The sequence below is a fragment of the Endozoicomonas sp. ALC013 genome, from assembly GCF_049310205.1.
In the GTDB taxonomy this organism is placed as follows: Bacteria; Pseudomonadota; Gammaproteobacteria; order Pseudomonadales; family Endozoicomonadaceae; genus Endozoicomonas.
The window spans coordinates 1-6,588 of the sequence record NZ_JBLYNS010000205.1 but is presented as its reverse complement, the minus strand read 5'-3'; the positions used below and the strand labels follow the sequence as shown (position 1 = coordinate 6,588).

Genomic DNA, 6,588 nt, shown 5'->3' with positions numbered 1-6,588 from the left:
GCCATTATTTCTGGTTTGATGAGCGCCTTAAAATCTTGAGCAGGGTTAACTGAACGGCGCTGTAGATGTTGAGAAGGGCGTGCGTCAGAAGAACGGTAAAATGTAGTACGCCCCGGGTTTGTTCGTGGGGTATCATCCCACTGCCTGACCGTGGCCTGTCGGTATCGTCCACGCCTCGAAGCAGCAGCACGGCCACCCGCTCGGTTATGATTATTATCGGATCTTGCGTATTGACCACTGATACCGGCAGAGCTTCCGTCCATAATTATATTTCATTACTTCATGAAAATATAAAAAGCAGACTGCTGTGCGGTTCAGAAGTTCATTTTGCTGAAATGATTATATATAAGCAGTGCCGTATTTCTCATCTGCAGACCCGCTTTTAAGTGATACGGAGCCATGACCCTGTGGCGGGATGTCCACCCTGGTCTTTATTTGATCAATATATAGTTTTATTGAATCCCGGCTCCTGAGCTGGTTAACCGGGATTTCAATGACCTCAAATCCTGCTTTTTGCAGCAGTGCGATTTTCAGCAGAGTCGAACCATTCCTGGTGTTGAAATCACCATTCACGTAATGAGACCGTCCCTGAATTTCAATCACCATGTTGTGGTCTGGCAGTAGCAGGTCAACCGGAGGTAATGAGTTCAGACTCTTTTCTTCTTCAATCTGCAAAGAGGGAATGCATGATTGGAGTTGAGTGCGAAAGTCGGCTTGAGGTTTTGACAGGTTAGTCTGGTAATGGGGGACGATCGGACACGTTCTCTCAAGCCAACTGGCGGACAGGGAAATGATGCGTTGATCTTCTTCATTATCTGGGGATGTATTTTCCAGGCGAGTAAACAGGTCATCCATGTGCTTTTCAAGCCAGTTATTTTTATTGGTATTAGAGTCTAGAGACAACCTGGCACAGCATACCATGACTCCCCAGAGAGACATCAATATCGCTTGCTGAGAGAGCTGAGGTTTTTCACTGATTCGGTAGACAAGAGATTCGAACGTCGATTTAACCACGTTCAGCTCAACGAGCTCACCCAGTTTTGCCATGGCCCAGAGCAAATTAGCGATTTGCTGTGGATTAAAGTTAGCTTTCTGTACGTTCACGTGGGGCGACAGCGCGGCCACGGTCTCTTTGATCTCTGGTGTCTGCCCCTGCCCGTCGTCCACCAGTTTCGCCATGGCCCACAGCAGGTTGGCAATACCCTGTGGTTTAAAGTTGGCTTTCTGTGCGTTCACGTGGGGCAACAGCGCGGCCACGGTCTCTTTGATCTCTGGTGTCTGCTCCTGCCCGTCGTCCACCAGTTTCGCCATTGCCCACAGCAGGTTGGCGATTTCCTGTGGTTTAAAGTTAGCTTTCTGTGCGTTCACGCAGGGTAGCAGGGCGGCCACGGACTCTTTGAACCTTGGTGTCTGCTTTTGCCCTTTCTCCGCCAGTTTCGCCATCGCCCACAGCAGGTTGGCGATATGCTGAGGAATAAATTGGTCTTTCAGTGCTTTCACGTGGGGCAACAGCGCGGCCACGGCCTCGTTGAGCCCCGGTGTCCGCTCCTGCCCGTTGTCCACCAGTTTCGCCATGGCCCACAGCAGGTTGGCGATTCCCTGGGCATTAAATTGGTTTTTCTGTATGTTCACGAGGGGCAACAGCGCGGCCACGGCCTCTTTGAGCCTTGGTGTCTGCTCTTGCCCGTTATCCACCAGTTTTGCCATGGCCCACAGCAGATTGACGATTTCCTGTGGGTTAAAGTTCGCTATTTGTATGTTCACGTGGGGCAACAGCGCGGCCATGGCCTCTTTGAACTCTGGTGTCCGCTCCTGCCCGTTGTCCACCAGTTTCGCCATGGCCCACAGCAGGTTGGCGATATGCTGAGGATTAAATTTGTCTTTCTGTGCGTTCACGTGGGGCAACAGCGCGGCCATGGCCTCTTTGAACTCTGGTGTCCGCTCCTGCCCGTTGTTCACCAGTTTCGCCATGGCCCACAGCAGGTTGGCGATATGCTGAGGAATAAATTGGTCTTTCTGTGCGTTCACGTGGGGCAACAGCGCGGCCACGGCCTCTTTGAGCCCTGATGTCCACTCCTGCCCGTTGTCTACCAGTTTCGCCATGGCCCACAGCAGATTGGCTATGCCTTGGGGATCAATATTCCTCGCTTCAGGTTTTTGGTTGCAGTTAAATATTATTGCATCAAGTAGCGTTGACAATAAGGCAGCTTGAGTACGCTCAACACGCTCATCTATGGGGTTATGGAGGGTAAAAACACCCGCTGAAGTAAAGGAATGCAGTGTTGTCGTCAAGCTTCGCCAATTCCAGCTCCGCGTTGCTGTGAAATTTTGCAGCAAGCGCATCAGCTGGCTTTGTTCCGCGCGATTTAACGGTCTTTTAGCAGCTGACGTGTATTTTTTAATTGAACTGGCATATCGACCGTGATTTCTCCCATCATAGCGATGACCGAAACGATATGATTTACTCACCAGATCATCCATTACTTCTTGTTTAATGAGGGCATTGAAATCTTGAGCAGAGTTCACTGAGCGGAACATTAGATTTTGAGAAGAGCAAGCGTCAGAAGAGTGGTAAAAATCGTTACGCCCCGGGGTAGTACGGAGGGGATTATCCCACTGTTCGACTGTACCATGTCTATATTGCACACGCCTTGAAGAAGCGGCATGGTCATTCGGTTGGTTGTAATCATTATCTGATTTTGCGTATTTACTACTGATACCAGCAGAACTTCTATCCATAATTATATTTCATTAATTCATGAAAATATAAAAAGCAGACTGCTGTACAGTTCAGAAGTTCATTTTGCTGAAATGTTTATATATAAGCAGTGCCGTATTTCTCATCTGCCGACCCGCTTTTAAGTGATACAGAGCCATGATCCTGTGGCGGGATGTTTATCCTGGTCTTTATTTGATCAATGTATAGTTTTATTGAATCCCGGCTCCTGAGCTGGTTAACCGGGATTTCAATGACCTCAAATCCTGCTTTTTGCAGCAGTGCGATTTTCAGCAGAGTCGAACCATTCCTGGTGTTGAAATCACCACTCACGTAATGAGACGGTCCCTGAATTTCAATCACCATATTGTGGTCTGGCAGTAGCAGATCAACCGGAGGTAATGAGTTCAGACTCTTTTCTTCTTCAATATTCAAAGATGGAAGGCATGACTGGAGTTGATCGCGGAAGTCGGTTTGAGTTTTTGAATTGTTTGTCTGGTAATGGGGGATGACCGGACACGTTCTCCCAAGCCAACTGGTGGCCATGGAAATGATGTGTTGATCCTCTTCATTATCCGGGGATGTATTTTCCAGGCGAGTAAACAGGTCATCCATGTGCTTTTCAAGCAAGTTATTTTTATTGGCATTAGAGTCTAGAGCCAACCTGGCACACAATACCATGACTCCCCAGAGAGACATCAATATGCCTTTCTGAGAGAGCTGAGGGTTGTCAATGATTTTGTAGATAAGCGATTCGGACGTGGAGGTAACCACATTCAGCTCTACAAGCTCGCCCAGTTTCGCCATGGCCCACAGCAGGTTGGCGATTTCCTTTGGTTTAAAGTTTGCTTTCTGTGCGTTCACGAGGGGCAACAGCACGGCCACGGCCTCTTTGAGCTCTGGTGTCCGCTCCTGACCGTTGTCCATCAGTTTTACCATGGCCCACAGCAGGTTGGCGATATGCTGAGGCATAAATTGGTCTTTCTGTGCGTTCACGAGAGACAACAGCGCGGCCACAGCCTCTTTGAGACCTGGTGTCAGCTCCTGCCCGTTGTCCACGAGTTTCGCCATGGCCCACAGCAGGTTGGCGATTTCTTGTGGGTTAAAGTTAGCTTTCGCTGTGTTGACGAGTGGCAACAGCGCGGCCACGGCCTCTTTGAGCAGCGGTGTCAGCTCCTGCCCGTTGTCCACGAGTTTCGCCATGGCCCACAGCAGGTTGGCGATTTCCTGTGGTTTAAAGTTAGCTTTCTGTGCGTTCACGCAGGTTAGCAGGGCGGCGACGGCCTCTGTGAACCTTGGTGTCTGCTTTTGCCCTTTGTCCGCCAGTTTCGCCATAGCCCACAGCAGGTTGGCGATATGCTGAGGAATAAATTGGTCTTTCAGTGCTTTCACGTGGGGCAACAGCGCGGCCAAGGCTTCGTTGAGCCCTGGTGTCCGCTCCAGGCCGTTGTCCACCAGTTTCGCCATGGCCCACAGCAGGTTGGCGGTTCCCTGGGCCTTAAATTGGTTTTTCTGTATGTTCACGAGGAGCAACAGCGCGGCCACGGCCTCTTTGAGCCTTGGTGTCTGCTCTTGCCCATTATCCACCAGTTTCGCCATGGCCCACAGCAGGTTGGCGATATGCTGAGGAATAAACTGGCCTTTCTGTGCGTTCACATGGGGAAACAGCGAGGCCACGGCCTCTTTGAGCTCTGGTGTCTGCTCCTGCCCTTCGTTCGCCAGTTTCGCCATGGCCCACAGCTGGTTGGCGATATCCTGGGCATTAAATTGATCTTTCTGTGCGTTCACGTGGGGCAACAGCGCGGCTACGGCCTCTTTGAGCTCTGTTGTCTGCTCCTGCCCGCTGTCCACCAGTTTCGCCATGGCCCATAGCAGGTTGGTGATTTCCTGTGGTTTAAAGTTAGCTTTCTGTGTATTCACCTGGGGCAACAGCGCGGCCATGGCCTCTTCGAACTCTGTTGTCTGCTCCTGCCCGTTGTCCACCAGTTTCGCCATGGCCCACAGCAGGTTGGCGATAGCCTGAGGAATAAATTGGTCTTTCTGTGCGTTCACATGGGGCAACAGCACGGCCACGGTCCCTTTGAACCCTGTTATCCACTCCTGCTCGTTGTCCACCAGTTTTGCCATGGCCCACAGCAGGTTGGCGATCCCCTGGGCATTAAATTGGTCTTTCTGTGCGTTCACGAGGTGCAACAGCGTGGCCACCGTCTCGTTGAGACCGGGTGTCCGCTCTTGCCCGTTGTCCACCAGTTTGGCCATGGCCCACAGCAGGATGGTGATATGCTGAGGAATTAATTGGTCTTTCTGTTCGTTCACATGGGGCAACAGCGCGGCCACGGTCTCGTTGATCTCTGGTGTCCGCTCCTGCCCGTTGTTCACCAGTTTCGCCATGGCCCACAGCAGGTTGGCAATTTGCTGGGGGATAAATTGGTCTTTATTTGCGTTTACATGGGGCATCAGCGCGACCACGGCCTCTTGGAACTCTGGTGTCTGCTCCTGCCCGTTGTCCACCAGTTTCGCCATGGCCCAAAGCAGGTTGGCGATTCCCCGGGCATCAATATCCCATGCTTTAGCTTTTCGGTTGCACTTGAATATTATTGCATCCAGTAGCGTCGACAATACGGCAGCTTGTGTACGCTTAACACGCTGATCCATCGGTTTATGAGGGGTAAAAACACCCGCTGAAGTAAATGAGTGCATTGTTGTCGTCAGGCTTCGCCAATTCCAACACCGTGTTACTGTAAAATTTTGCAGCAAACGCATCAGCTGGCTTTGTTCAACCCGATTTAACGGTCTTTTAGCAGCTGACGTGTATTTTTTAATTGAATTGGCATATAGGCCGTGATCTCTCCCATCATAGCGATGACCGAAACGATACGATTTACTCACCAGGCCATCCATTATTTCCTGTTGGGTGAACGCATTAAAATCTTGAGCAGGATTTACGGAACGGCGCGGTAAATATTGAGAAGGGCATGGGGCAGAAGATTGGTAAAATTCATTACGCCCCGGGGCTGTACGGGGGGGAGGATCCCATTGTCTGACTGTGGCATGCCTGTATCGCCCACGCCTTGAAGAAGCGGCATGGTCATTCGGTTGGTTGTAAGCATTATCTGATCTTGCGTATTTACCACTGATACCTGCAGAGCTTCTGTCCATAATTATATTTCATTAATTCATGAAAGTATAAAAAGCAGACTGCTGTTCTGTTCAGAAGTTCATTTTACTGTAATGCCTGTAAAACCAATCCGTTATTTTCAAATCATTTTGGGCAACAGGTATTCAACGCTGGCGCTCCATCCCTGGAATATGAACACAGTTCTTGAGTCATGATGAAAGGGAAGAGGTTATTGGCTTTTTTTTTCTCTTCCTTTTTCTTTTTGTTGGTTTGCCCGTTTGCTTTTCTAAATGTTCTTCGGCGGTTAAGTAACAGTAATCTGAGGATTGACACCCTTTATCGACGGTAACGTTTGCCTCATCTGCCCACCCGATTTTATATGATACAGAGCCATGGCCCTGAGGCGGGATGTCCACCCTGGTCTTTATTTGATCAATACATCGTTTTATTGAATCCGGGTTCCAAAAGGTGTTAGTGGGGATTTCAATGACCTCAAATCCTGCTTTTTGCAGCAGTGCGATTTTCAGCAGAGTCGAACCAGTCCTGGTTTTGAAATCACCACACACGTAATGAGAGGGTCCCTGAATTTCAATAATAATATTGTGGTCTGGCAGTAGCAGATCAACCGGAGGTAATGAGTTCAGACTCCTTTCTGCTTCAATCTGTAAAGAGGGAATACATGATTGAAGTTGATCGCGGAAGTCGGTTTGAGTTTTTGAAATGGTTGTCTGGTAATGGGGGACGATCGGACACA

The 6,588-nt window shown here is 49.7% G+C and carries 4 protein-coding genes; all 4 read right to left on the bottom strand.

All coding sequences use genetic code 11. The features are described from left to right. Positions 1-263 (bottom strand): hypothetical protein (locus ACO6V1_RS21855; protein ID WP_422468537.1); only part of this gene is annotated, 263 nt, incomplete at its 3' end. Between the two features lie 76 nt (positions 264-339). Further along, positions 340-2,739: a DUF1601 domain-containing protein gene (locus ACO6V1_RS21850; RefSeq protein ID WP_422468535.1), complete on the bottom strand. Its 2,400-nt coding sequence runs from the start codon at positions 2,737-2,739 to the stop codon at positions 340-342. A 76-nt stretch (positions 2,740-2,815) separates the two neighbouring features. Then, on the bottom strand, positions 2,816-5,875 hold the full coding sequence (locus ACO6V1_RS21845; RefSeq protein WP_422468533.1) for a DUF1601 domain-containing protein: 3,060 nt from the start codon (positions 5,873-5,875) through the stop codon (positions 2,816-2,818). Between the two features lie 168 nt (positions 5,876-6,043). Further along, a partial coding sequence (locus tag ACO6V1_RS21840; RefSeq protein WP_422468531.1) for an RAP domain-containing protein occupies positions 6,044-6,588 on the bottom strand: 545 nt, incomplete at its 5' end.

Bases quoted from the DNA above. Each gene is read 5' to 3' on its own strand.
- ACO6V1_RS21850 (WP_422468535.1), bottom strand. From the start codon at position 2,739: ATGGATAGAAGTTCTGCTGGTATCAGTAGTAAATACGCAAAATCAGAT.
- ACO6V1_RS21845 (WP_422468533.1), bottom strand. From the start codon at position 5,875: ATGGACAGAAGCTCTGCAGGTATCAGTGGTAAATACGCAAGATCAGAT.